Origin of the sequence: Nocardia sp. NRRL WC-3656, assembly GCF_000720265.1 — a bacterium.
GTDB classification, from domain to species: domain Bacteria; phylum Actinomycetota; class Actinomycetes; order Mycobacteriales; family Mycobacteriaceae; genus Nocardia; species Nocardia nova.
The window spans coordinates 30711-52140 of the sequence record NZ_JOJF01000013.1; the positions used below are offsets into that span (position 1 = coordinate 30711).

At 67.5% G+C, this 21430-nt stretch carries 22 protein-coding genes and 2 pseudogenes; 16 read left to right on the top strand and 8 right to left on the bottom strand.

Annotated elements, in window-relative coordinates:
- Positions 1-22 precede the first annotated feature (22 nt).
- From IG65_RS0118430 to IG65_RS0118445, 4 genes are all read left to right on the top strand, one after another.
- Positions 23-847, top strand: coding sequence for an alpha/beta fold hydrolase (locus tag IG65_RS0118430; protein ID WP_030516169.1), 825 nt, complete (start codon positions 23-25; stop codon positions 845-847).
- Positions 848-945: 98 nt separating this feature from the next.
- Positions 946-2298, top strand: coding sequence for a D-inositol-3-phosphate glycosyltransferase (gene mshA, locus IG65_RS0118435; RefSeq protein WP_030516170.1), 1353 nt, complete (start codon positions 946-948; stop codon positions 2296-2298).
- A complete protein-coding gene (locus tag IG65_RS0118440; RefSeq protein WP_369801564.1) occupies positions 2295-2798 on the top strand; it encodes a YbjN domain-containing protein in 504 nt (167 codons plus the stop codon). The genes mshA and IG65_RS0118440 overlap by 4 nt, the downstream gene beginning before the upstream one ends.
- Before the next feature lie 67 nt (positions 2799-2865).
- Complete coding sequence (locus IG65_RS0118445) at positions 2866-3828, top strand: ROK family protein (protein ID WP_030516172.1); 963 nt, start codon at positions 2866-2868, stop codon at positions 3826-3828.
- 58 nt (positions 3829-3886) lie between these two features.
- Here IG65_RS0118445 and IG65_RS0118450 read toward each other — a convergent pair whose 3' ends face one another.
- From IG65_RS0118450 to IG65_RS0118465, 5 genes and pseudogenes are all read right to left on the bottom strand, one after another.
- Positions 3887-4108 carry a DUF4287 domain-containing protein gene (locus IG65_RS0118450; protein ID WP_030516173.1) on the bottom strand — a complete coding sequence of 74 codons (222 nt, stop codon included), beginning with the start codon at positions 4106-4108 and terminating at the stop codon, positions 3887-3889.
- Between the two features lie 94 nt (positions 4109-4202).
- The gene (locus tag IG65_RS0118455) at positions 4203-5123 is read right to left on the bottom strand and encodes an alpha/beta fold hydrolase (RefSeq protein WP_030516174.1); all 921 of its coding nucleotides are present in this window, start codon (positions 5121-5123) and stop codon (positions 4203-4205) included.
- An 89-nt stretch (positions 5124-5212) separates the two neighbouring features.
- Positions 5213-5401, bottom strand: a pseudogene (locus IG65_RS39160) (putative sulfate exporter family transporter); the annotation flags it as partial.
- A gap of 2 nt (positions 5402-5403) precedes the next feature.
- A pseudogene (locus IG65_RS39805) lies at positions 5404-5565 on the bottom strand (putative sulfate exporter family transporter); the annotation flags it as partial.
- Between the two features lie 118 nt (positions 5566-5683).
- Complete coding sequence (locus tag IG65_RS0118465) at positions 5684-6220, bottom strand: SLATT domain-containing protein (RefSeq protein ID WP_146098765.1); 537 nt, start codon at positions 6218-6220, stop codon at positions 5684-5686.
- A gap of 155 nt (positions 6221-6375) precedes the next feature.
- Between IG65_RS0118465 and IG65_RS0118470 the strand changes: the two genes are divergently transcribed.
- The 6 genes from IG65_RS0118470 to IG65_RS0118495 all read left to right on the top strand — a co-directional run bounded on the left by IG65_RS0118470 (position 6376) and on the right by IG65_RS0118495 (position 13247).
- A complete protein-coding gene (locus IG65_RS0118470) occupies positions 6376-6759 on the top strand; it encodes a hypothetical protein (protein ID WP_030516176.1) in 384 nt (127 codons plus the stop codon).
- 85 nt (positions 6760-6844) lie between these two features.
- Positions 6845-7639, top strand: coding sequence for a hypothetical protein (locus tag IG65_RS0118475; protein WP_030516177.1), 795 nt, complete (start codon positions 6845-6847; stop codon positions 7637-7639).
- A gap of 79 nt (positions 7640-7718) precedes the next feature.
- Positions 7719-8456: a phosphoglyceromutase gene (locus IG65_RS0118480; protein WP_030516178.1), complete on the top strand. Its 738-nt coding sequence runs from the start codon at positions 7719-7721 to the stop codon at positions 8454-8456.
- A 422-nt stretch (positions 8457-8878) separates the two neighbouring features.
- A complete protein-coding gene (locus IG65_RS0118485) occupies positions 8879-10930 on the top strand; it encodes a CocE/NonD family hydrolase (RefSeq protein WP_030516179.1) in 2052 nt (683 codons plus the stop codon).
- 380 nt (positions 10931-11310) lie between these two features.
- The gene (locus tag IG65_RS0118490) at positions 11311-12561 is read left to right on the top strand and encodes a cell wall metabolism sensor histidine kinase WalK (protein ID WP_030516180.1); all 1251 of its coding nucleotides are present in this window, start codon (positions 11311-11313) and stop codon (positions 12559-12561) included.
- Complete coding sequence (locus IG65_RS0118495; RefSeq protein ID WP_030516181.1) at positions 12558-13247, top strand: response regulator transcription factor; 690 nt, start codon at positions 12558-12560, stop codon at positions 13245-13247. Before IG65_RS0118490 ends, IG65_RS0118495 begins: the two co-directional genes overlap by 4 nt.
- Before the next feature lie 95 nt (positions 13248-13342).
- Here IG65_RS0118495 and IG65_RS0118500 read toward each other — a convergent pair whose 3' ends face one another.
- From IG65_RS0118500 to IG65_RS0118510, 3 genes are all read right to left on the bottom strand, one after another.
- On the bottom strand, positions 13343-13672 hold the full coding sequence (locus IG65_RS0118500) for a hypothetical protein (protein ID WP_030516182.1): 330 nt from the start codon (positions 13670-13672) through the stop codon (positions 13343-13345).
- 63 nt (positions 13673-13735) lie between these two features.
- Positions 13736-14359 carry an NADPH-dependent FMN reductase gene (locus IG65_RS0118505; protein WP_081879578.1) on the bottom strand — a complete coding sequence of 208 codons (624 nt, stop codon included), beginning with the start codon at positions 14357-14359 and terminating at the stop codon, positions 13736-13738.
- A gap of 42 nt (positions 14360-14401) precedes the next feature.
- Positions 14402-15223: a hypothetical protein gene (locus IG65_RS0118510; RefSeq protein WP_030516184.1), complete on the bottom strand. Its 822-nt coding sequence runs from the start codon at positions 15221-15223 to the stop codon at positions 14402-14404.
- A gap of 186 nt (positions 15224-15409) precedes the next feature.
- Here IG65_RS0118510 and IG65_RS0118515 point away from each other — a divergent pair, with 186 nt between their 5' ends.
- The 6 genes from IG65_RS0118515 to IG65_RS0118540 all read left to right on the top strand — a co-directional run bounded on the left by IG65_RS0118515 (position 15410) and on the right by IG65_RS0118540 (position 21348).
- On the top strand, positions 15410-16405 hold the full coding sequence (locus tag IG65_RS0118515; protein ID WP_051756436.1) for a Ppx/GppA phosphatase family protein: 996 nt from the start codon (positions 15410-15412) through the stop codon (positions 16403-16405).
- A gap of 108 nt (positions 16406-16513) precedes the next feature.
- On the top strand, positions 16514-18157 hold the full coding sequence (locus IG65_RS0118520; RefSeq protein WP_030516186.1) for a hypothetical protein: 1644 nt from the start codon (positions 16514-16516) through the stop codon (positions 18155-18157).
- Positions 18158-18207: 50 nt separating this feature from the next.
- Complete coding sequence (locus tag IG65_RS0118525) at positions 18208-19071, top strand: sugar phosphate isomerase/epimerase (protein WP_051756455.1); 864 nt, start codon at positions 18208-18210, stop codon at positions 19069-19071.
- A 154-nt stretch (positions 19072-19225) separates the two neighbouring features.
- Positions 19226-20086 carry a thioesterase family protein gene (locus tag IG65_RS0118530; protein WP_369801566.1) on the top strand — a complete coding sequence of 287 codons (861 nt, stop codon included), beginning with the start codon at positions 19226-19228 and terminating at the stop codon, positions 20084-20086.
- 48 nt (positions 20087-20134) lie between these two features.
- Positions 20135-20953: a pyrroline-5-carboxylate reductase gene (gene proC, locus IG65_RS0118535; RefSeq protein WP_030516189.1), complete on the top strand. Its 819-nt coding sequence runs from the start codon at positions 20135-20137 to the stop codon at positions 20951-20953.
- A 167-nt stretch (positions 20954-21120) separates the two neighbouring features.
- Positions 21121-21348, top strand: a complete 228-nt coding sequence (locus tag IG65_RS0118540) for a helix-turn-helix domain-containing protein (RefSeq protein WP_030516190.1) — start codon at positions 21121-21123, stop codon at positions 21346-21348.
- Positions 21349-21430: the final 82 nt, after the last annotated feature.

Sequence of the window (21430 nt, forward strand, 5' to 3'; positions counted from 1 at the left end):
CGTCCCCGTTAACCTGGCGAGCATGGCGATTCGGGATGTGGTCAGCGCGGACGGAACCAATATCGTGTATCAGGTCTCCGGGCCCGAACAGGGACGTCCGCTGGTGTTGTTGCACGGGTGGGCCGGCACGTTGCGGTGCTGGGGCCGTGCGGCGGAGATTCTGGCCGAGACCTTCCGCGTGGTCGCCGTCGATCTGCGCGGGCACGGGTACTCCGATGCGCCCGAGACCGGATACGACGATCCGAAGAACTGGGCGGCCGACGTCGCCGCGGTGCTTGCCGCGGAGAACATCACCGCCGATGCCGTGCTGCTGGGCTGGTCCTACGGCGGCATCGTGCTCAGCGACTATCTGACCGCGTACGGCACCGGCGCCGTGGCCGGGGTGGTGTACTGCGGATCGCAGGCCGGGATCGGCCGGGGCGTCGAGGGTTCCCAGCCCGGGCCGGCGATGCAGAAGGCCATCCCCGACGTGTTCGAGGAGAGCGCCGGCCGGGCGATGCGCGGCTTCGCCGCCTTCGGCAACGCCAACACCGGACCCGGCCGGGACAAGGGCGAGGACGCCCAGCGCCTGTTCGGCGGCAGCCTCGCGACTCCGCCCCGCGTCCGCAAGGCGCTGTTCTACCGCACCGTCGACAACACCGAAACTCTGCGCAACCTCGACGTTCCGGTCTTCGTCATGCACGGCACCGCCGATCCCGTGGTGCCCGTCGAGAACGGCCGCTACATCGCCGAGCACGCCCCCGAGGCGCGCACGTCGTTCTGGGACGACGCCCAGCACGGCCTGTTCGTCGAGGATCCTCAGCGCTTCGCCGATGAGGTCACGGAATTCGTTGTCTCGCTCGGATGATCCCGTCCACTACCACCTCCCAGCCATGGGTGTGACTACGCTCACTCGAGGCACGAGCGCATAACGGTTGACGCGTCGAGGCGTGCACACTGGAGTGTGTGAGTTATCGCCCGGATCAACGTCCGCATCGGATCGCGGTGTTGTCGGTGCACACCTCTCCGCTCGCGCAGCCGGGTACCGGCGATGCGGGCGGGATGAACGTCTACGTGCTGCAGTCGGCGCTACAGCTGGCTCGCCGCGGCGTGGAGGTGGAGATCTTCACGCGTGCGACATCCTCCAACGACGAGCCGGTGGTCGAGGCCGCGCCGGGGGTGCTGGTGCGGCATGTGGTGGCGGGACCGTTCGAGGGGCTGGACAAACACGATCTGCCGACTCAGCTGTGCCCGTTCGCGGCGGAGGTGTTGCGTCAGGAGGCCCGGCAGCTGCCCGGTTACTACGACCTGATCCATTCGCACTACTGGCTGTCGGGGCAGGTGGGCTGGCTGGCCCGGGATCGGTGGCGGGTGCCGCTGGTACACACCGCGCACACGCTGGCCGCGGTGAAGAACGCATTCCTGGCCGAGGGCGATACGCCGGAACCGCTGTCGCGGGTGGTCGGCGAGAAACAGATCATCGCCGAATCGGATCGGCTGGTCGCCAATACCGCGGAGGAGGCCCGCCAGCTCGTCGAGCTCTACGGCGCCGAATCCGAGCGCATCGACGTGGTGCCCCCGGGTGCGGACCTGTCCCGGTATCGCCCCGGTGACCGGGCGGCCGCGCGCGCCGAATTCGGAATCGAGCCGGATGAGCAGGTGGTGGCCTTCGTCGGCCGGATCCAGCCGCTCAAGGCTCCCGATGTACTCGTCTTCGCGGCGGCCGAGGTGCTGCGCGCCGAACCCGACCGCAAGCTGCGGGTGCTCATCGTGGGTGGGCCCTCGGGCACCGGTCTGGATCGCCCGGACGCGCTGATCGAGTTGGCCGCCACGCTCGGCATCTCGGATCGGGTGACATTCCTGCCGCCGCAGCCGCCGCATCGTCTGGTGCAGGTGTACCGGGCCGCGGATATGGTCGCGGTGCCGAGTTACAACGAGTCGTTCGGCCTGGTCGCCATCGAGGCGCAGGCCAGCGGCACACCGGTGCTGGCCGCCGACGTCGGCGGGTTGAGTACCGCTGTGCGAGACGGTGTTTCGGGCATGCTGGTGTCCGGGCACCAGGCCGACGAGTGGGCGGCCGCCCTGCGCGGGCTGCTCGACGATCCGGAACGGTTGCGGCGGATGGGCGCGGCAGCGGTGGATCATGCGGCCGGTTTCTCCTGGGAACACACCGCCGACGGGTTGCTCGACTGCTATGCCGAGGCGTTGGCCGCGCATCGGGGTGTGCGTTCGCGAATGCCGGGTACGTTGCTGACAGAGAGCAGTCAAGCCAGGTCGCGGGCGCTGTGGCGGCGCCGGATGGGAGTGGTACGCCGGTGAGTGACACCATCGCGCAGACCGCGCAGCTGATCGACGACACCGTGCGTGAGCGCGAGATCGACTACACCCGCGAGGGCCGGGACACCTTCGTCGTGGTGCTGCCCGGTGAGCGCAAGCTGAAGACGACGGTCATGCTGACGGTCGGCAAGCACGGCGTGCGCTTCGAATGCTTCGTCTGCCGCAAACCCGACGAGAACTTCGAGGGTGTCTACAAGTATCTGCTGCGCCGCAACCGCCGCCTCTACGGTGTCGCCTACACCCTGGACCGGGTCGGTGACATCTACCTGGTCGGCCGCATCGCGACCCATGCCGTGACCCCCGACGAACTGGACCGCATCTTCGGCCAGATTCTCGAGGCGGTCGACGGCGACTTCAATGTGCTGCTGGAGCTCGGTTTCGCGGAATCCATTCGGCGCGAATGGAAATGGCGTGTCTCGCGCGGTGAATCGCTGAAGAACCTGCGGGCGTTCGAGCATCTGGTGGATACCGAGGAGTCCTGACAGCTCTCGCCCGCCGAGTGGGTACCGTGCATCCGATCGGGTGATGCGCTGAGGAGGCGGTGGCGAGATGGGCGTGCTGGCTGTGGATATCGGCGCGACGAAATTCGCCGCGGCCGTCGCGTCGGCGCCGATCGAGGCAGTTCCATACGACGACCCCGCAGTGCGACCCCGATCGCTGTCCCTGTTGCGGCACATGCGCCGAGTCGACGTGCCCTCCCGGGGAGCGTGGGAAGCCTGCCGCGAGCTGCTGCGGCAGGTGGTAGCTGCCGCATCGGCCGACGACACCTGTGGCACCGGCGAATTCGAGGTGACCTCGATCGGAATCGCCGCCGCCGGCCCGGTGGATGTCGGTGCCGGTAGCACCGCCCCCTTGAACATTCCCGAGTGGCGTGACGGCTTCCCGATCGTCGCCGCGGTGCGAGAACTGTTCCCCGAGGCCGATATTCGATTCGCGATCGACGGCGCGGCCTTGGCATTGGCGGAGTATCGCGTCGGTGGTTTACGCGGTGTCCGTTCCGGGTTGGCGATGACGGTCTCCTCCGGAATCGGCGGCGGCATCGTCAGCGACGGCCGAGTTCTCGTGGGCCGCACCGGGAATGCCGGGCACGTCGGCCATATCGTGGTACCGGGCTGGGATGTGCCGTGTGCCTGCGGCGGTGTCGGATGTGTGGAGGCCGTCGCGAGTGGCATGTCCTCGGTCCGGTGGGCACGCGCACAGGGCTGGACGGGAACGACCGGCATGGAACTGGCGCGCGCCGCCGGAGAGGGTGAAGCCGTCGCCGTGGCCGCGCTGTTGCGTGCGGGGACAGCTCTGGGACAAGCCATTTCGTCTGCCGCCGCGATGCTCGACATCGACCGTGTCGTGATCGGTGGCGGTTTCGCCGAATCCGGCGCCCCGCTGTGGGATCCGCTGCGGGCGGCGGTCGTGAAACATGCCGGCCTCGGCTTCATCCGTGAACTTCGTGTCCTGAAATCCCCGATCACCGACGGTGCCACGCTGGTGGGCGCGGCGGCTCTCGCGACCGATTGAGGACGTGTGCCGGTTCGACGGCCGGCGCCTGCGCGCTGTCGCGCCGGTCCTGCGCCGCCTACCCGTTGTCGATGCTGCGCACATGCGCGACAAGCGCATTCGCGTGCCCGTGCCCCAGCCCGTGCTCACTCTTCAACCAGGCGACCAGCTCCATATGCTTGGTCAGCTCCGATCCGCGAACCATGTCGAACCATTCCTCGACGGGCCGTCCGTATTTCTTCTCGATGGCGGGGAAGTAGGACGCGGGACCCTTCACCGCTGCGGTGCTCTGTGCGCTCATATTCGGGTAGACGGAACGCGCCGGGAGAACTCATCCACCTCGCGCAGTGATGTGGGTCACGAACTCCCGGCGCTCGAAGGCGCGTCGTGCGGCTTCAGTGCCGACCGGCGAAGTCGCGCAAGAGTTCTCCGGTGGGGCCGGGCTCCTCGATCATCGGGCTGTGGCCGCAGTCGAGCGATTCGATCCGCACACCCGGCACGCGCCGGTAGTCCTGGAAGGATGCGGCCGGCCACCGGTGGTCCCGGGAACCGTAGAGCACCAGGCTCGGCAGCCCGAGATCGGCGAGGCGGTCGGGTTCCTGCCGTTCCCGCAGATAGACATCCGATGCGTCGGAGGTGGCGGTGATACTGCGGTAGGTCATGCCGTGGAAGTCGTCCACCAGCTGCTGCGGAATCGCGACGTCGCGAGTGAACGCGCTGCTCATGGCGTATCGAATGGCGGCGTCCGGAAGCAGGGGCCACAGCGGTTGCCCGATCTGCGGGACGAACAGCAGGTTGCCGAGCGGGCCGTTGTCGGTGAAGGCGTCCAGGCGGGACCCGGTGCTGATCAATCCGATCGCGCTCACCAGATCCCGGCGCTGAGCGGCGAGTTCGGTCGCCACGTATCCGCCGGTGGAGTGCCCGACGACGATCGCGTGCCGAACGCCGAGCCGGTCGAGGACCGCCCCGACCCGATGTCCCTGTTCGGCCATGCCGTAACCGCTGTCCGGTTTGGCCGAGCGGCCGTGACCGAGCAGGTCCACCCGCACCACGTAGAAGTCCGTCAGCGCGGGCAGTACCGGATCCCACCACGAGACCGAGCCGCCGGTCCCGTGGATCAGCACCACCGCCCGTGCGCTCGGCGCCCCGCTGGTGACGACGTGGATATCGCCGTCCGGCAGCGGCACCATCCGGTCCACGGAATCGTCCGGTGCGGCCGTCGCGACCCCTGTGGTGTTCCCGACGAGCAGTGCGGCGAGCGCGCTGACCAGCAGCAGCACCGCGCGTCTCGCCCGACCGGCAGCGGCAGTTTTCATATCTCCTCCTGAGGACGGCTGATGCCCTTACCGTCCCGGAGGTCGCGGCCGCGCGTCTTGTAGAAATGTCGGCCGCTGCCGGCTGTGGGTCAGTCGACCACGCCCCAGTGCAAGACCCGGACGGTGAACAGCACCAGTCCCAGCGAGACCGTCGCGACCACGACCAGGCCGACCACCGCCACCGCCAGGGGCCGCCATCCGCTGCGCCCCAGTTCCCGGAAATCGGTGTTGAGACCCACGCCGGCGAAGGTGAGCAGAAACGCCCACTTCGACAGGTTGGCCCAACGGTATTGGCGATGATCAGCCCGAAAACGATGGCCCAGAGCACATATTCGATATCGGGGAAGCGCCGGTGGTGATCGTGAACGAAGTCGTTCACCCAGATCCGGGTGTACTTGCCGAGCAAGCCGACCGCCACCAGCAAAGCGATGCCCGGCAGATAGGCAGGCCGACTCCCTCATAGCCGTCGATCGCGGTGACTCCTGCGATCAGGCGTCATCATGAGCGGCGTCGAGTCGCCGGGAAAGTAAGCGAATCACCGAGATTCGAGCAGAGCGGGACTAGCGGTCCTTGCTCGTGTCGGCGGCTTCGCGCGCCAGTGGCTGGGTCCGGCGCATCGAGGTCCAGGCTTCCAGATCTTCGGCGAGGATCGCATTGAGTTCGATCATCGCCTCTCGCGCGAGCACATCGCGGTCCTCGTGCTGAGCGCGCCGGAGTTCGACGCCGCGCAGCAGTGTCTGGAGCTGGCCGATGATGACGCTGCGCTGAATCCACATCTCGCGGTGGCGATACAAGCCGTCCCAGGCGGTGACCACGCCGATCGACGCCGCGAGGCCCGTGCTGAGCAGGCCGATCCAGGGAGCCTGGAAGACGGCCACCGCGGTACCGAGGACGGCGATGACACCGTTGGCGACGGCGGTCCATACGACCACCCGCTTGGCCCGGGTCTTGACCACCAGCCGGGAGCGTTCGTACTCGTTCCGGTAATAGACCAGGTAGTGCAGGCTCACGGTCAGGGCGTCGGCGTCGCTGGGCGGCGACGGGGGACTGTGCAGTCCCGAGGAGTGACTTCCGCGCGTATTTCTCGACAGTCGCATGGAACAGGGAGGTCCTAGCGGGAGTGCGGTGTTCCGGACGGGTGATATGGAGGTTGATAAGGTAGCAGAAGTGGTTGCATTAGGGTGGCATTTTCGGCTACACTGAACTATCCGCCCGTGTTGCGGCCGGCACGTGCACTGGAGGGTTGAGACAGATGACCGTTGCGAACGCTCTCGCCATCACCAGTCATGTCGATACGGCCAAACTGCGTCCGGCGGAGCTGGCGCGACAACTCGTCCAACATCTGGGTCCCACGCTGGTGGCGTTGATCGCCGGAGTCCGCGACCGCAAGCTGCCGCACAAGTGGTCCCATGCCGAAGGGCCGACGCCCCGGGACGCCGCACTGGCTCGCCTGCAGGTCGCGCATCGGTGCTGGATCATCCTGGCGACCGCCGAGGACAGCGATGTGGCGCGGTCGTGGTTCATCGGAGCCAATCCGCGGCTGGGTGAGGAGTCGCCCGCCCTGGCGATCCGTGCGGACCGATTCCGCGAGACCATCGCTGCCGCAGTCGCATTCGTCGACGGCTCGGACAACTGACTCGGTCGACCTGGCCGCGCGGGAAAGCCCTCTTTCGATAAACTTCCCCCTTTGGGAGGCTGTCGGAAGAGGGAGACCGGTGTCTGTGCGCGAAACCCGAAATGCTCGGCGCTGCGCCAAGACCGGATTCGCGCTTCTCCCCGCGGCGTCTCGCGAGGTCTATCGGCTGGCGAAACCTTCCTATGGACCGCTCAATCCGCTCCAGCGCGGGATTTCCAGCGACGAATCACGGGCGGAGTGGAACCGCTACGACGTCGAAGGTCAGCAGACCGTGTATGCCGCCAGTACCGAACAGGGCGCGTACGGAGAGCTTCTCGCACCGCTCAAACCGAAACTTCCCCGTCGCGCGTCCCACTATTTCGACGATGTCGGCTCCGACGACGAGCTCGAATCGCTGATCAAAGAGGAATGGCAGAGTTCGGGATATCGGCCGCCCCGCGAGCTGAACATGTTGTGGCTCAGCGAATATCGGCTCTACCATCTGACGCTGCCGACGCACGGATGGTTCATCGATATCGAGGCGGCCTCCAGCCTCTCGGCGATCGCGCGATATGCCCCGATCGCACTCGTGGAGCGCGGCCTGCGGGAGGTCACGGTCGCCGAACTGCGCGGCGGTGAGCGCTGGCTCACGACGGCGATCTCCACTCGGATCTGGCAGATCACGCTCGACGACGACAGCCTCGCGCACGGGATCGCCTACGGTTCGCGGCACGGCAGCGAATGGGACTGCTGGGCCATCTGGCTGCGCCGGACCGGACTCGCGCACACCTCCAACGGACTCGTCACGTCGGCGGATCCGGGCGTGGAGGTGCTGCCTCCGCCGATCAACCCGGCCCTGCAGGCGATTCTGACGGCCTACGATCTGACCGTGAGCTGGTAGGTCGCGGCTCGCGGCGGTCGCGAGCGCCCGATCCGGCGCAGCTGAAATTCGCCGACGCGGCACCGCTAGCATGACCTGCATGACGTACACCCTCGTGTTGCTGCGCCACGGCGAAAGCGAATGGAATGCTCTCAATCTGTTCACCGGCTGGGTGGATGTGCACCTGACCGACAAGGGTGTCGCCGAGGGCAAACGGGCCGGTGAACTGCTGGCCGAGCACGGCATCCTGCCCGATATCGTCTACACCTCGCTGCTGCGCCGGGCGATCAGCACCGCGAATATCGCCCTGGACGCCGCGGATCGGCACTGGATTCCGGTGGTCCGCGACTGGCGGCTCAACGAGCGGCACTACGGCGCGCTGCAGGGTAAGAACAAGGCGCAGATCCGCGATCAGTACGGCGACGACCAGTTCATGATGTGGCGCCGCAGCTACGACACCCCGCCCCCGCCCATCGAGGCCGACAGCGAATACAGCCAGAGCGGCGACGCGCGCTACGCCGGTATCGACGTGCCGGCGACCGAATGCCTGAAGGACGTCGTCGCCCGCATGGTGCCGTATTGGGAGTCCACGATTTCCCGCGATCTGGTGGCCGGAAAGACCGTTCTGGTTGCGGCGCACGGAAATTCGTTGCGCGCACTGGTGAAACATCTGGACGGTATTTCCGACGAGGACATCGCCGGTCTCAACATTCCCACGGGTATTCCGCTGCGCTACGAACTGGACGAGAATCTGCGTCCGATCGGTCCCGCGGCGTATCTGGACCCCGAGGCGGCAGCAGCGGGCGCGGCCGCGGTCGCGGGCCAGGGCGGTAAATAAACCGGATTCCCGCACTTTCCGACGCGCCGCGGTCATCGACCGCGGCGCGTTGTCGTATATCTCGAACCCGCTGCGTGCGTACGGTTTCCGAATGTCGAAGTTCCCTCGGTCGCTCGTATGAATATGCAATACTCAGCGTTTTGTGAGCTGCATCTCTTCTGCCGATTCGTAGCTATCGAATTGCCGCGCGGCGGTTCGTGCCCCGATGCGCACCGCCGGTAGTGGCGTCCGGGCCGGTGGGGAGTGGTGTGGATAACTTCCGGTAGGTAAACCGCCGGGCTTTCCGCTGGTCATCGACGTGGGTGAGGGGCTGAGAAGTTGAGAGTTTTTTCTTGCAGAAGTTGTAACCGTTGGTTTGCAACTTACTCCGCAGTAGATACACTCTCGGTCGTTCGACCATTTCGAGAGGCGGATCACGTTCGATGAAGTACGCGTTACGCGCCACACTCGCTGCCGTCGCCGCCACGGTGACCGTCCCGTTCTTCGCCACTCCGGCTCAGGCTGGGCCCGTCGCGACCGGTCCGGACGGCGGTGCCGCCGGCGCCGCGTGGACCGCCACCGAGGACGGCCCGCAGCAGTATCCGAACATCCACATCGACTGGGATGTGCCGATCACCATGAGCGACGGCACGGTGCTGAAGGGCAATGTGTACCGGCCCGCCGATGCCGCCAGCCGTCCGGTCGACACCCGCACGCCGGTCGTCGTGAACATGACGCCCTACACCAAACTGGTCTCGAATCTGGCCGACCACGCGGGCTCGGTTCCGGGGCTGTCCGACGCGCTGCTGGGGTTGTTCCGCCAGATCGACATGAGTGGCACCGCGCTGTCCGGGGTCACCGATCTGACCAAGGCGTTCGGCGGCGGCGAGCTGCGCAACTTCTCCGTCGACCGGCAGCTGGTCGAGAGCGGTTACACCCAGGTCGTGGTCGATGTCCGCGGCACCGGCTTCTCGCAGGGCGAATGGGATATGTTGCGCCAACGCGAGCAGCAGGACACCGTGGAGGTGATCGACTGGGCTTCGCGGCAACCGTGGTCGGACGGCAAGGTCGGGATGACCGGCATTTCCTACTCGGGCATCAATCAGGTGCAGGTGGCGGAGAAGCAGCCGCCCGCGCTGAAGGCGATTTTCCCGGTGGTGCCCGGCAGCGATCTGGTCGACGATGTTCTCGCCCCCGGCGGCGGCTTCGGGTTCAACTTCATTCCGCTGTGGCTCACCGCGATCAACACCCTCAAATGGGTGCCGGACGTCCAGTCGATCGTGACCGGAAAATTCGACAGCACGTGGCTGAACGACCGGATCAGCGATCCGTACACGTATATGGATGTACTGCTGAGCGCCTACACCAACACCGATATGAACACCCTCGATCCGCGGGTGAAGAACATGTTGAACGACATGTCCTCGGAACGGCAGGCGTGGATCGGTGATCCGGGCCGGATTCAGGTGCCGACCTTCGTCACCGGCGGGTGGCACGATCTGTTCACCTACTCCGAATCCAAGATATACAACCGGATTCCGCTCCCGGCCGGGCAGAAGCAGCTGTTCATGGGCAACACCTACCACCTCAACTCGGGCAACGAGTACGGCAAGCCCGGTCTGCCGCCGCGGCTGGACGTACTGCAGCGCGCGTGGTTCGACAAGTGGCTCAAGGGAATCGACAACGGCATCGACACCTACGGTCCGGTGACGCTGCGCGAACAGGGCGGCGGCTGGATCACCCAGGGCGGTTTCGGACCGTCGGCGCCGGCCGAGGAGGCCGCGAAGTACCGTCGCATGTACCTGTCCGGTGACCGCAGCGGTACCGCGAACAGCGTCTACGACGGCTCCCTGACCGGCGAATTCACCGGTGCGCCGACACGTCTGACGGTGGCGCCCGGGCTCACCACGCTGTGCTCCAACGATGCCGCGCAGGCGACCGCCGGTGTGCTCGCCGTCATCGACGGCTGCGGCAAGGACTCGCGCATCGCGGAAACCGACGCGCTGACCTTCACCAGCGCCCCGGTCGCCGGGGAGACCACCATCTCGGGCCCGATCGCGGTGCGGCTCAATACCGTTCAGGACGCCGCCGACGGGTATTGGACGGTGACGGTCAACGACGTCGCGCCGGACGGGCAGTCGACCGTACTGTCCTCGGGGCAACTGATGGCCTCGCTGCGTGAGGTCGACGAGGCGAACAGCACCCGATCCGAGAACGGCGACTACACCGACCCGCGGGCCTACACCTCGCTGGACAAGCGGCAGCCGACGGTTCCCGGTGAAGTGACCGAACTGAACATCGCGCTGCCCGCCACGCAGGCCGTCCTCGCGCCCGGCCATCGCCTGCGGGTGGACGTGTTCGCCGGCAACTTCCCCAAGGGCCTGCCGATCGCGCCGATGCTCGCGGACACCGGCCTCAAACCCGAACACCTGCAACTGGATCCGAATGCCCCGAGCTTCGTGAACATCCCGGTCAAGGGAGACTCCGGCTGGTGAGCCGGTAGGAGGCTCCCCGACGGTCCCGGGAACGTACAACGGCGTACGTACCCGGGACTTTTCGTCTCCGGCCGGTGCCGGCGGCGCGAGATTGAGGCGCACCTCACACTCGGCGCAGGTCGCCGGACGAGCGCCGCGGCGGATCGACACGCCGGTGGTGTTCACGCGCGATTCGCGCGGACTCCAGATGTGCGGTGCCGCAAGGAAAACTGTTCGCGCGACCATTGCCAGGCGGCCGAAAACCGCCGGTGGGGGCCGATCCGGGGCTCGGCCAACTTTGTGTGAACACCCGGCCAACGATCGCGGAATCAGCCGTGACCTGCGCGAAACTTCGTCAACCCGGGTTTGGAGTACGTGTCCGCGACCGTACGATTCTCTATGTGAGCGTTCCCCAGGCCGTGCTGCTTGCAGTCCTCGCGGCCGTAGTCGGTCTGGCCGTCGGTGGCCTGGTCATCCCGTACATGAACGCCAGGCAAGCCGAGCGTCGCGCGGCCGAATCCGGCCTGACCATGTCGCAGGTCCTGGATCTGATCGTGCTGGCCTCCGAGAGCGGCATCGCGGTGGTGGACGAATATCGCGACGTGGTGCTGGTCAATCCGCGCGCCGAGGAACTGGGCCTGGTCCGCAACCGGTTGCTGGACGAACGCGCGTGGGCGGCGGTGGAGAAGGTGATCGCCACCGGCGAGGATGTCGAGTTCGACCAGACGCTGAAGAATCCGCTGCCCGGCCGCAACAGCATCGCCGTGCGCGGTGTGGCCCGCCCGCTCTCGCGCGGTGATTCGAACTTCGTCGTGCTGTTCGCCGACGACGACTCCGAACAGGCTCGCATGGAGGCCACCCGCCGCGATTTCGTCGCCAATGTCAGCCATGAACTGAAGACGCCGGTCGGCGCCATGAGTCTGCTCGCCGAGGCCATGCTGGAGTCGGCCGACGATCCGGATTCGGTGCGGCATTTCGGGCAGCGTCTGGTCAGCGAATCGAACCGGATGGGCAAGATGGTCACCGAGTTGATCGCGCTCTCGCGGCTGCAGGGGGCCGAGAAGCTGCCGCAGCTCGAGGCGGTCGACGTCGACACCGTGGTCAATGCCGCGATCGAACGGTCGCGTACCGCCGCCGAGGCCGCCGGAATCACCGTCAGCACCGATGCCAACAGTGGACTGGAAATACTCGGCGACGAAACTCTGCTCGTGACGGCGCTGTCGAATCTGGTCGAGAACGCGATCAACTATTCGCCGAAGGGCTCGCACGTATCGGTGAGCCGATCGCTGCGCAACGGCCACGTCAATATCGCCGTCACCGATCGCGGTATCGGTATCGCCAAGGAAGACCAGGAACGGGTCTTCGAACGTTTCTTCCGCGCGGACAAGGCGCGTTCGCGCGCCACCGGCGGAACCGGACTCGGGCTGGCTATCGTCAAACACGTGGCCGCCAATCACAACGGGGAAATCACGTTGTGGAGCAAATTGGGTACCGGTTCCACGTTCACGCTGCGTATTCCCGCGGTCGAATCAGGCAACCAGAATTCCGCCGCCCCGGCGGAGAGGAAGAGCCCCACCGCAATCGGGGTGGGCAAGAACGACGACGGTCCGCGCCGGCGGACCGGACAAAACGGTGTGGAGGCAACCCGATGACCAGTGTGTTGATCGTCGAGGACGAGGAGTCGCTGGCCGATCCGCTCGCGTTCCTGCTGCGCAAGGAGGGCTTCGAGGTCACGGTCGTGGGCGACGGGCCATCCGCGCTGTCGGAATTCGACCGCTCCGGCGCCGACATCGTCCTGCTGGATCTGATGCTGCCCGGGATGAGCGGCACCGACGTGTGCAAGCAGCTGCGCACCCGCAGCAGTGTGCCGGTGATCATGGTGACCGCCCGCGACAGTGAAATCGACAAGGTGGTCGGCCTGGAACTGGGCGCCGACGACTACGTCACCAAGCCGTACTCCTCACGCGAGCTGATCGCCCGCATCCGGGCGGTGCTGCGCCGCGGCGCCGGTGAGGAGATGGACGGGTCCGGCGAGAGCGGCGTCCTCGAGGCCGGCCCGGTGCGCATGGATGTGGATCGCCACACCGTGCAGGTCAACGGCAAATCGGTGACGTTGCCGCTGAAGGAATTCGATCTGCTCGAATACCTGCTGCGCAATTCCGGCCGGGTGCTGACCCGCGGCCAGCTGATCGACCGCGTCTGGGGTGCCGATTACGTCGGCGACACCAAGACCCTGGACGTCCACGTCAAGCGGCTGCGTTCGAAGATCGAGGCCGATCCGGCCAAGCCCGAACATCTGGTGACCGTGCGCGGGCTCGGGTACAAACTCGAGGCCTGATTCTCGCCGGTACGAGAAAGCCGCGAGGCCCGAGGGCCTCGCGGCTTTTCCGTATCGACACTGTGCTGATCGGCGCTGAGCTGCTGACGGTTTTGTTAGACGACGTGCACCCAGGCGATGCCGATCTGCGGCAGCTCCTGCTTCTGCAGCTGGAACCAGCCGAAGTCGTCACGCTGCCAGCAGTCGTCCAGCGGCGCGGTGTTGTCGTGGCAGGCGATCGGCTTGGAGGTGCCGTAGGGGCTCACGATGACCTGCTTGCCGTTGTCCTTCGCCGACAGCGCCGCCGGGTCGTTGTAGGCGACGAAGTTGTCGTTCTGCAGCGAGTAGTTGGCCGGATCGGTCATCGGGTCGGCGTGCGCGGCGGGAGCAAGGGTGAGGGCCGCACCGGCGGCGAGAGCGGCAGTAGCCAGGAATTTCCTCATCATGACCTACACCTATCACGGGTATGTGAAGCGCGCATGGCGAGTCGATGACCGTACAGAGGTACTTCACAATTCCCGCGGCGCCGCTGCGGCCGAAAGATGTGCACCGATCGCGGCGGCCGATTCGGCGAGAGCCTGCCGCACGGCCGCGTCCGAAACCGTTCCGTCGGCCCCGACCATGGCGCTCAGCACGGTAATTCGCCGGCACGCCGATTCGATTTCCACCGCGCCGACATATCCCAGCACCGTGCGCAGCGAGGTGATCGCACCTTCACCGCGTCCGGGGGCCGCCACCGAAATCCAGGCCACCGGTTTCTCGTGCAGATCCGCGTTGCCGACGGTCCACTCCAGCAGATTCTTCAGACTGCCGGGAATGAATCCCGCGTATTCGGGTGCGCAGAACACCACGGCATCGGCGGCCGCGAGTTGTTCACGCAGGGCCCGCACCACCGGCGGGGCGGGTTGATCGCCCGGCACGAAGGCCGGAATCTCGACCAACCCGGTGAACAATTCCGCGGTGAATGCCGGCGCGGCGAGATCGGCGAAGGTGCGCAATGCGGCGGTGTTGGTGGAGCCCGGCCGGGTACTTCCGGAAATCAACAGAATCCGGGGTACGTCCGGGCGTGATCCCGGCGCGGAATCGGTTCCCGCGGATTCGTGCTCGACAACGGAGGACTCGGATGCCGGCATACCCGGCGCGCTACCCATATCCCTACGAAATGGGTTGGCGGATCAGATATTCCCGTTCGGTTCGGTTTCGGCTTTCTCGCGCGCGGCGGTCGTCGCCGGATGCACCGCGATCAGGCCCAGTCCTTCGCGACGGCGGCAGTGCCGGGCCAGTTCGTCATAGGCCGGCTGCCCGATCAATTCGATCAGTTCGGGCGCGTAGGACTGCCAGACCGGGCGGCTGCCGACATGCGCGTCGGGCGAACCGGAGCAGTACCAGTGCAGATCCAAACCGCCCGGTCCCCAGCCGCGCCGATCGTATTCGGTGATGGTGGTGCGCAGGATCTGTTCGCCGTCGGGCCGGTCGACCCAGTCCTGCGTGCGCCGGATCGGCAGCTGCCAGCACACCTCGGGCTTCACCGTCAGCGGCTCGATGCCCTTGCGCAGGGCCATCGTGTGCAGGGCGCAACCGATTCCGCCGGCGAAACCCGGGCGGTTGAGGAAGATGCAGGCGCCCTCGTAGCGGCGGGTGCGGATGGCCGGCTCGTCGTCGAGTTCGTCCTCTTCCAGATACAGCTTCTTGCGGATCTTGCCGTCGCGATCGCGCGCCTCGTCCATCAGCTGCCAATCCTGCGGCGTGAGCATCTTCACGGCCTTGGCCAGCTTCTTGCGATCGTCGTCGTCGCTGAGGAACGCGCCGTGCGAACAGCAGCCGTCGTCCGGGCGGCCCTCGATGATGCCCTGGCAGGCGGGCGTGCCGAAGACGCAGGTCCAGCGCGACAGCAGCCAGGTGAGATCGGCCGCGATCAGATGCTCGGCATTTGCCGGATCGACGAATTCGATCCACTCCCGCGGGAAGTCGAGATCGACCTCCGGCGCCGGATCCATCTTCGCAGCTGGTCGCGGCCCGGCCGGCGCCGTGTCCGGCGAGACGGGGGTGGGCGCGGATGCTCCTGCGGTCACATCGCCAGACGCTAACAGCTTTGCCGCTCGAGCCCCAGTTCCGGGCTGGTGTGGTGAGGGGAGTTCCGATTCGTCCTCCGGTGCCTCCACCGACCCCGGTACCGTATTCATGTGCGGCTCGGTGTTCTCGATGTGGGAAGTAATACCGTCCACCTGCTCGTGGTGGACGCGCATCGGGGTGGGCACCCGATGCCGATGAGCTCGACGAAGGCCACTTTGCGGCTGTCGGAGAATATGGACGACGCGGGCTGCATCACGCCCGAGGGCGCGGCCAAGCTCACCAAGACGATCACCGAATTCGCCAGTATCGCAAAGACTTCCGGCTGTGTGGAGCTGATGCCGTTCGCGACCTCGGCGCTTCGGGAGGCGGCCAATTCCGATGACGTGCTGGCCCAGATCCGCTCGCGCGCGGGTGTCGATCTGCGGGTGCTCTCGGGTGTCGACGAGGCCCGGCTGACGTTCCTGGCGGTGCGCCGCTGGTACGGGTGGAGCGCGGGACGCATTCTGAATCTCGACATCGGCGGCGGATCGCTCGAGATGAGCAACGGCTGCGACGAGGCGCCCGACGCGGCGTTGTCGCTGCAGTTGGGGGCGGGCCGGCTGACCAGAGACTGGCTGAACGGCGATCCGCCGGGTAAGCGCCGGGTCGCGGTGCTGCGGGACTGGCTCGACGCCGAGTTGGTGATACCGGCCAAACAACTGCTCGCGGTCGGACGCCCGGATCTGGCGGTGGGCACCTCGAAAACCTTCCGCTCGCTGGCCCGGCTGACCGGAGCCGCCCCTTCGGCCGCGGGACCACGTGTGCGGCGTAGTCTCACCAGTTCCGGTCTGCGGCAGTTGATCGCATTCATCTCTCGGATGACCGCCGCCGATCGCGCAGAATTGGAAGGTGTCAGTTCCGACCGGTCCCAGCAATTGGTGGCCGGCGCACTGGTAGCGGAGGCGAGTATGCGGGCGTTGTCCCTCGATACGCTCGAAATCTGCCCGTGGGCGCTGCGCGAAGGACTGATCCTGCGCAAACTGGATACCGACCTGGGTAGCGACCCGGGTCCGGGTAGTACTCGGCCCATCGGAGTGCCGGGCCCGACCGAGGCCGTATCGGGATGATCGATGCGGGAAGCGGTCAATCGGAAAGGACCGTCGTGAACGGCAGGAGCGGAGGCGGCAGCCCGGCGTCCCCGCGCCGCAGCCCGTTCACGACCGAAAGGAGCCGGCATGAGTGAGGATTCGACCCAGCTGTCGGTCGCCGAACTGCTGGCGCGCAACGGCCAGGGAGTTCCGGCGTCGGGCGGCGGCCGCCGGCGCAGAGGCGGACGCGGCATCGCGGTCACCGACCTGACCGGCGACCTGCCGGCGGTTCGGGAGGGCTCCTCCTCGCACGCCGCTCCGGAGGCCGAACCGGATCCGGAACCGATGCCGGACTTCCAGCTCTCGGTACCCGGATACGAAGCCGAATCACCGCTGTCCGGCCCGATCAGTTTCTACGATCCCCTGGCCGCCGCTCCGGAGGCGCCGAGCGCGCCGAATTCCTGGGAGCCGTCGGGGTACGCGGCGAACAGCTTCCAGCCCACCTCGTTCGACTCTCCGGGCGGATATTCCTCGCCGGAGTTCGGCGCGGCCCCCGGATACGACGCTGCCGGATACGGCGCCCAGCCCGATTCCACCCGGCACGCCGCGCCGGAGGGTGCGCCCGCGCCGTACGGTGCGGATGCCGCGCCGGCGCCCACCGGTCGCCGCGCTCGCCGCGAATTGCGGGAGGCGCTGGCCGAGCGGGAGGCGGCGGGTGCGTTCGCCGCTCCCGAGACACCGGTGGATTCGGGGCGTCCCGGGCGCCGGCACCGGCCGGACCCCGACGAGAGCAACACCGTGATGGTGCCGCCGTTCCAGGGCGGAATGGGAACCGACCCCACGCCGCCGACCGCGGCCTGGGCGCCGCCTCGCCCGCCCGAAACCCCCTCTCCGCACCGCGAATTCGGCGCTCCGGCAGGCCGTGAATTCGGTGCGCCCGACTTCCCGACACCGGGACGCGCCGACCTGCCGCGCCGCAACGGTGCGAAGCCGGGGCGCGACGGGTCGGGCGCGCCCGAGGCATCCGCAGGTGGCCGCAACGGCGCCGACGCCCGCCAGGGACTTCCCGCGTGGTCGGCGCGGCGGCGGCCCGGTGCTCCGGCTTCGGCTCCCCGGGATTTCGACGAACCCGGATCCGGCGGCCACCCGGACGAGCCTGCCGAGGACCGGTCGCCGGGATGGTCGCTGGCCGCCCGGGAGCAGCCGCTGCTGTCCGGGCAGACCGTTGCCGGAGATCTGCTGCGCGATGCCGGAGCGCGTGAGGAGCGGCGCGGGGCCGATGCGCGCCGCGATCGCGGGCCGCGCCGCGGGGTGATCGATCTCCTCGATCCGGCCGAGGCGCGCACCGAGTTCTACGCACCGGTCGAACTCGACGAACCCGAGGACGACTACGACGACGATCTGCTCGACGACGAGGAGATCGAGCCCACCCCGCGCCGGCGCCGGGCCGCCCCGCGCAGCTTCTCCCTGCGCGACAAACTGCCGCAGCTGAGCCGACCGGCGTCCCGCCGCGGCTCGGTCGAGGACCTCAACCGGCGGCAGTGGATGATCCTCGGCGGCCAGGCCGTCGGCGCGGCGGTCGCGGGAATGTTGCTGTTCAAGGGCTTCGAGCAGATGTGGGACGTCATGCCGTTCCTGGCCCTGGTGCTGGCGATGGTCGTGATTCTCGGTCTGGTCGCGCTGGTTCGCGTGCTGCGCCGCACCGACGACATCCTCAGCACGGTGATCGCGGTCGTTGTGGGCATCTTCGTGACGCTCGGACCGCTAGCCTTTCTTCTCAGCACGAACTGAGCAGGGAGCAGCAAGTGGGGTACAGCGATCAGGTGGGGACCACCGTTCAGGTGGGATTGTCGACGGCGTCGGTCTATCCGGAGAACACCGAGGCGGCGTTCCGGTATGCCGCGGAATTGGGTTACGACGGCGTGGAATTGATGGTCTGGGCCGAGCCGGCCAGCCAGAACATCGCCACCGTCCAATCGTATGTGCGCCGGTACGCGGTGCCGGTGCTGGCCGTGCACGCTCCCTGCCTGCTCATCTCGCAGCGGGTATGGGGTGCCGACCCGGTGGCCAAACTCGAACGCAGTGTACGGACGGCGGAGTCGCTGGGGGCGGCGACCGTGGTGGTGCATCCGCCCTTCCGCTGGCAGCGGCGTTATGCGGAGGGCTTCGCCCAGCAGGTGGGCGAACTCGAGGACAGCAGTCCGGTCGTGGTCGCGGTGGAGAACATGTTCCCCATGCGCGCCGACACGCTGTTCGGACGCCGCTCCGGTTCGGCGCGTCGGCTGGAACGCCGTGGTGGACCGGGACTTTCCGTGACCGCGTTCAGCCCGTCCTACGATCCGACCGATACCGGCTTCCGGCACTACACCCTGGATCTGTCGCATACCGCGACCGCCGGGATGGATGCGCTGACGCTGGCCGGCCGCATGGGCAGCGGTCTGGCGCACCTGCACCTGGCCGACGGCCGCGGCGCCGCCCACGACGAGCACCTGGTTCCCGGCGAGGGTGGGCAACCCTGTGTGGAAGTGTGTGAATCGTTGGTGCGCAACGGTTTCCGGGGTCACGCCGTGATCGAGGTGAACACCCAGAACGCGCGGACCACCGCCGACCGCGCGGCGATGCTGGGGCGAGCGCTGCGGTTCGCGCGAACACATCTGAACAACTTGCAGCCGGTGCCGGGGCGGGAACCGACCCGGCAGGGTTGATCGGCCCGTGCCCGTACAGCTTCGTCACACCCGGTAGGGAATCGAGCGACCGTCCGGCAGACTTATACGGTGTACGAGCCGGGCCGGAACCGGCTGGGCCCACGGAGAGGAGCGGCGGGTGACGGAACTGGCGGTCGAGACGGTACGGCCGGAGTTGGACGACGCACCGTTCAGCCGCGTGTGCGCGGTGACCGAGGTGGAGGTTTCCGCGGAGTTCGCGCGCTATCGCGGCGCCATCGACCCGGTGTGGACGATCGGCAAGAAGCTGCACGGCGGCACCATGGTCGCCTCGTCGGCGGCCGCCGCCACGACCCGGTTGCGCACCACGCACCCCGATCTGGCCGAGATGTTCCCGATCGCGGCGAGCACCGATTTCCTCGGCGCCCCGGACCCGGGCGAGGTCGAGTACGAGGTCCGAATCCGCAAGACGGGCCGCCAGATCTGCCTGGTCGACGCCGATCTGGTCCAGGGTGGTCGCACGCTGGTGCATTCGGCGTTCACCTTCGGCCACCTCGACGACGCGGAACCGGCCTATCGGCGCGAGGCCGTGGCGGATATGCCGCCGGAACCGCCCGCCGAGGCCCTGGGCTACGACGCGCCGGATTCTCCGATGGGCCGGCTGGTCAACGTCTCGCGTGGCGCCTCGGTGGCGATCGATCCGGCCTGGGCGCCGTTCCTGTCCGGCGAGCGGGGCGAGCCACGGCTGCGCCTGTGGATCCGTCCGCGCGCCGCCGACGGCAGCGATCCGGACGTCGCCGCGTATTTCGCCATGATGGCGGGCGATATGAGCCCGCCCGTGCCGATGAACATGGGCCGGTTCGGCTGGGCCCCGACCGTGCAGCTCACCACCTATCTGCGGCGTCGTCCCGCGCCGGGCTGGCTGCGGGTGATCGCGACCGCCCACGAAATCGGGGAGCGCATGTTCGACGAGGATCAACTGGTCCTCGACAGCACGGGCGCGGTGGTTGCGCAGACCCGCCAGCTCGCGCTGATTCCGCTGCCGCGCTCCCACTGATCGCCCCTGCCCCGCGTCGGCCGCCGCGCACGGATAGCCTTGGGCCTCATGACGAGAATTGCGGTGATCGGTGGCGGACGGATCGGCGAGGCGTTGATTGCCGGGCTGCTCGAGGCCGGGCGGCCGGGTAAGGATCTGGTCGTGGTCGAGACGGTGACGGCCCGCGCGCAGGTGTTGAGCGAGCGGTTCGGCATCCGGGTCACCGACAGTCTGGCCGAGGCCGCGGCGGGTGCGGATGTGCTGGTGGTAGCGGTGAAGCCACATGATGTCGACGCCGTGCTGACCGAGCTCGGCAAACTCGAACTCGACAACGATCGCGATCAGATCCTGGTGTCGCTCGCCGCCGGCGTGACCACCGCCCGGGTGGAGTCGAAGTTGCCCGCCGGATTCCCGGTCGTGCGGGTCATGGCGAATACCCCAATGCTGGTCGGCCAGGGCATGAGCGCGATCGCGGCCGGTCGCTACGCGAAATCCGCCGAGCTGAATACGGTCTCGGAGCTGCTGGGGGCGGTCGGCAAGGTCGTCACCGTCGCCGAGAGCCAGATGGACGCGGTGACCGCGGTGTCGGGTTCGGGGCCCGCATACTTCTTCCTGGTGGTCGAGGCCATGGTGGAGGCCGGCGTCGGCCTCGGCCTGACGCGGGACGTGGCCACCGAACTGGTGGTGCAGACCATGCTCGGCTCGGCGGCGCTGCTGGAGGAGTCCGGTCAGGATGCCGCGGAGTTGCGTGCCGCGGTGACCTCGCCGGCGGGGACCACCGCGGCGGCCGTGCGCGAGCTCGAGCGCGGCGGCGTGCGCTCGGCGTTCTGGGAGGCGTTGCACGCGGCCAAGCGCCGCTCGGTCGAACAGGGGGCGACCGGCGAGTAACCGCGGAGTGGCCGCCGGGTGTGACGTGACATCCGCTGGTGACACTGCTATTTCTCCCACCCGTCGCAGCAATCCCACTGGTAACGCTAAGCTCGGGGGAGCACGTGCGTGTCTGTTCCGCCGGTGGGGAAGCCGGCGGCGCGGACGTGCCGGAGGTCAGTGGTGCAATGATGTCTGGAAACAGCTCTGCGAGTTCCGGTCCTGTCATCGGCGGTGGAGGAACACAGTTCCTCACCGTTGCCGAGGTGGCGAATCTGATGCGGGTTTCCAAGATGACGGTGTATCGGCTGGTTCACTCGGGAGAACTACCCGCTGTCAGAGTCGGTCGATCGTTCCGGGTACACGCCAAGGCGGTGCACGACTATCTGCAGACGTCGTACTTCGACGCCGGATAGCAGCGTGCGAACGCCGGTCGGCGGTGTCGGCGACCGGGCACAGCGGTGCCCGTTTCGTTCGCCGTGGGTTGGCCCGGTACGA

What these genes read in the sequence shown, in the direction of transcription:
- IG65_RS0118520 (WP_030516186.1), top strand. Translation starts at nt 16,514, where the DNA reads ATGAGTGAGGATTCGACCCAGCTGTCGGTCGCCGAACTGCTGGCGCGC.
- IG65_RS0118430 (WP_030516169.1), top strand. Translation starts at nt 23, where the DNA reads ATGGCGATTCGGGATGTGGTCAGCGCGGACGGAACCAATATCGTGTAT.
- IG65_RS0118495 (WP_030516181.1), top strand. Translation starts at nt 12,558, where the DNA reads ATGACCAGTGTGTTGATCGTCGAGGACGAGGAGTCGCTGGCCGATCCG.
- IG65_RS0118540 (WP_030516190.1), top strand. Translation starts at nt 21,121, where the DNA reads ATGATGTCTGGAAACAGCTCTGCGAGTTCCGGTCCTGTCATCGGCGGT.
- IG65_RS0118505 (WP_081879578.1), bottom strand. Translation starts at nt 14,359, where the DNA reads ATGCCGGCATCCGAGTCCTCCGTTGTCGAGCACGAATCCGCGGGAACC.
- IG65_RS0118480 (WP_030516178.1), top strand. Translation starts at nt 7,719, where the DNA reads ATGACGTACACCCTCGTGTTGCTGCGCCACGGCGAAAGCGAATGGAAT.
- IG65_RS0118510 (WP_030516184.1), bottom strand. Translation starts at nt 15,223, where the DNA reads ATGGATCCGGCGCCGGAGGTCGATCTCGACTTCCCGCGGGAGTGGATC.
- IG65_RS0118500 (WP_030516182.1), bottom strand. Translation starts at nt 13,672, where the DNA reads ATGATGAGGAAATTCCTGGCTACTGCCGCTCTCGCCGCCGGTGCGGCC.
- IG65_RS0118445 (WP_030516172.1), top strand. Translation starts at nt 2,866, where the DNA reads ATGGGCGTGCTGGCTGTGGATATCGGCGCGACGAAATTCGCCGCGGCC.
- IG65_RS0118465 (WP_146098765.1), bottom strand. Translation starts at nt 6,220, where the DNA reads ATGCGACTGTCGAGAAATACGCGCGGAAGTCACTCCTCGGGACTGCAC.
- IG65_RS0118485 (WP_030516179.1), top strand. Translation starts at nt 8,879, where the DNA reads ATGAAGTACGCGTTACGCGCCACACTCGCTGCCGTCGCCGCCACGGTG.
- IG65_RS0118470 (WP_030516176.1), top strand. Translation starts at nt 6,376, where the DNA reads ATGACCGTTGCGAACGCTCTCGCCATCACCAGTCATGTCGATACGGCC.
- IG65_RS0118450 (WP_030516173.1), bottom strand. Translation starts at nt 4,108, where the DNA reads ATGAGCGCACAGAGCACCGCAGCGGTGAAGGGTCCCGCGTCCTACTTC.
- IG65_RS0118455 (WP_030516174.1), bottom strand. Translation starts at nt 5,123, where the DNA reads ATGAAAACTGCCGCTGCCGGTCGGGCGAGACGCGCGGTGCTGCTGCTG.
- proC (WP_030516189.1), top strand. Translation starts at nt 20,135, where the DNA reads ATGACGAGAATTGCGGTGATCGGTGGCGGACGGATCGGCGAGGCGTTG.